Here is a 2,789-nt window from a genome sequence, read left to right as displayed (position 1 = left end):
TTTTTTATAAGAGTTTGATCCTGGCTCAGGATGAACGCTGGCTGTGTGCCTAATACATGCATGTCGAACGAAGTAGCTTGCTACTTAGTGGCGAATGGGTGAGTAACACGTGCTTAATCTACCTTTCAGATTGGGATAACAGTTGGAAACGATTGCTAATACCGGATACGTGACAAATTCGCATGAAATTGTCATAAAAGGAGCATTTGCTTCACTGGAAGATGAGAGCGCGGAACATTAGTTAGTTGGTAGGGTAATGGCCTACCAAGACGATGATGTTTAGCCGGGTTGAGAAACTGACCGGCCACACTGGGACTGAGATACGGCCCAGACTCCTACGGGAGGCAGCAGTAGGGAATATTCCACAATGGGCGAAAGCCTGATGGAGCGACACAGCGTGCACGATGACGGCCCTCGGGTTGTAAAGTGCTGTTATTAGGGAAGAAAACTCAGCGGAGGAAATGCCGCTGAGCTGACGGTACCTGATCAGAAAGCGATGGCTAACTATGTGCCAGCAGCCGCGGTAATACATAGGTCGCAAGCGTTATCCGGAATTATTGGGCGTAAAGCGTTCGTAGGCTGTTTGTTAAGTCTGAAGTTAAAGCCTGGGGCTCAACCCCAGCCCGCTTTAGATACTGGCAAGCTAGAGTGAGATAGAGGTAAGCGGAATTCCATGTGAAGCGGTGAAATGCGTAGATATATGGAAGAACACCAAAGGCGAAGGCAGCTTACTGGGTCTATACTGACGCTGAGGGACGAAAGCGTGGGGAGCAAACAGGATTAGATACCCTGGTAGTCCACGCCGTAAACGATGATCATTAGTCGGTGGAAAATTCACTGACGCAGCTAACGCATTAAATGATCCGCCTGAGTAGTATGCTCGCAAGAGTGAAACTTAAAGGAATTGACGGGGACTCGCACAAGCGGTGGAGCATGTGGTTTAATTTGATGATACGCGGAGAACCTTACCCACTCTTGACATCTTCCGCAAAGCTATGGAGACATAGTGGAGGTTAACGGAATGACAGATGGTGCATGGTTGTCGTCAGCTCGTGTCGTGAGATGTTTGGTTAAGTCCAGCAACGAGCGCAACCCCTATTTTCAGTTACTAACGGGTTATGCCGAGGACTCTGGAGATACTGCCTGGGTAACCAGGAGGAAGGTGGGGATGACGTCAAATCATCATGCCTCTTATGAGTGGGGCGACACACGTGCTACAATGGTCGGTACAAAGAGACGCAAGACAGTGATGTGGAGCAAATCTCAAAAAGCCGATCTCAGTTCGGATTGAAGTCTGCAACTCGACTTCATGAAGTCGGAATCGCTAGTAATCGCAGGTCAGCCATACTGCGGTGAATACGTTCTCGAGTCTTGTACACACCGCCCGTCACACCATGGGAGCTAGTAATGCCCGAAGCCGGTTAGTTAACTTCGGAGACGACTGTCTAAGGTAGGACTGGTGACTGGGGTGAAGTCGTAACAAGGTATCCCTACGAGAACGTGGGGATGGATCACCTCCTTTCTACGGAGTACACAGTACAACATTTTTTAAAGACTTATAAAGTCTGTTTCACAAAACAATCAATCTTTTTTAAGGTTATGGTAATTTATATCCAGTTTTGAGAGTTCTATTCTCTCAAATATATAGATCTTTGAAAACTGAATAGAAAAGACATTTGTATATATTAATATTCAAACGTTTTGATCAACCTATAGAATACATCATATCTATCTAATAACAATTAGACAATAGGAACATACTATTAAATAAGTAAGAGTTTTTGGTGGATGCCTTGGGTCTGGAAGTCGATGAAGGACGCGATTACCTGCGATAAGCCTCGTGGAGCTGGAAATAAGCTACGAAGCGGGGATTTCCGAATGGGGAAACCTAACTAGACTAATCTCTAGTTGCCTTGCCAGTGAATACATAGCTGGAAGCGTGAGACACGTTGAGAACTGAAACATCTTAGTACCAACAGGAAAAGAAAATAAATAATGATTCCCTCAGTAGCGGCGAGCGAACGGGGAAGAGCCCAAACCAACATTGAAGTTGGGGTTGTAGGACCGTCTACATAGAGTTACAAAACATACAGATAGCAGAACAAGTTGGAATGCTTGACAATACAGGGTGAAAGTCCCGTAAGCGAAATTTGTATGTCTCTTGATGGTATCCTGAGTAGGGCGGGGCACGTGAAACCCTGTCTGAATCTGCCGGGACCACCCGGTAAGGCTAAATACTAACCAGACACCGATAGTGAACTAGTACCGTGAGGGAAAGGTGAAAAGAACCCCGGGAGGGGAGTGAAATAGATTCTGAAACCAATTACTTACAATTAGTCAGAGCCCGTTAATGGGTGATGGCGTACATCTTGCAGTATGGACCGGCGAGTTACGACAACATGCATGGTTAAGTGGAATAAAGCGAAGCCGTAGAGAAATCGAGTCTGAAATGGGCGAAAGTATGTTGTTGTATACCCGAAACCAGGTGATCTATCCATGAGCAGGCTGAAACCTAGGTAACACTAGGTGGAGGGCCGAACCGTAGTACGCTAAAAAGTGCCCGGATGACTTGTGGATAGGGGTGAAATTCCAATCGAACTTGGAGATAGCTGGTTCTCTTCGAAATAGCTTTAGGGCTAGCGTGTGGTGTTAAGTATTGGGGGTAGAGCACTGAATATGGAATGGCGGCGCCTAGCTGTACTGACTATAATCAAACTCCGAATACCAATATGAATTGCCATGCAGTCGGAACATCGGTGATAACGTCGATGCTCGCGAGGGAAACAACC

Annotated in this window: 2 rRNA genes; both read left to right on the top strand. The window is 46.4% G+C overall.

The annotated features are described in order from the left end of the window. Nucleotides 1-2 precede the first annotated feature (2 nt). Nucleotides 3-1,522 (top strand): 16S ribosomal RNA (locus ACWXVN_RS03010). A gap of 239 nt (nucleotides 1,523-1,761) precedes the next feature. Then, a 23S ribosomal RNA gene (locus tag ACWXVN_RS03005) occupies nucleotides 1,762-2,789 on the top strand; the annotation flags it as partial.

The sequence above is a fragment of the Mycoplasma sp. 4044 genome (assembly GCF_053851695.1).
Note: the sequence above shows the minus strand (reverse complement) of the source record. Positions and strands in the feature narration are given on the sequence as shown.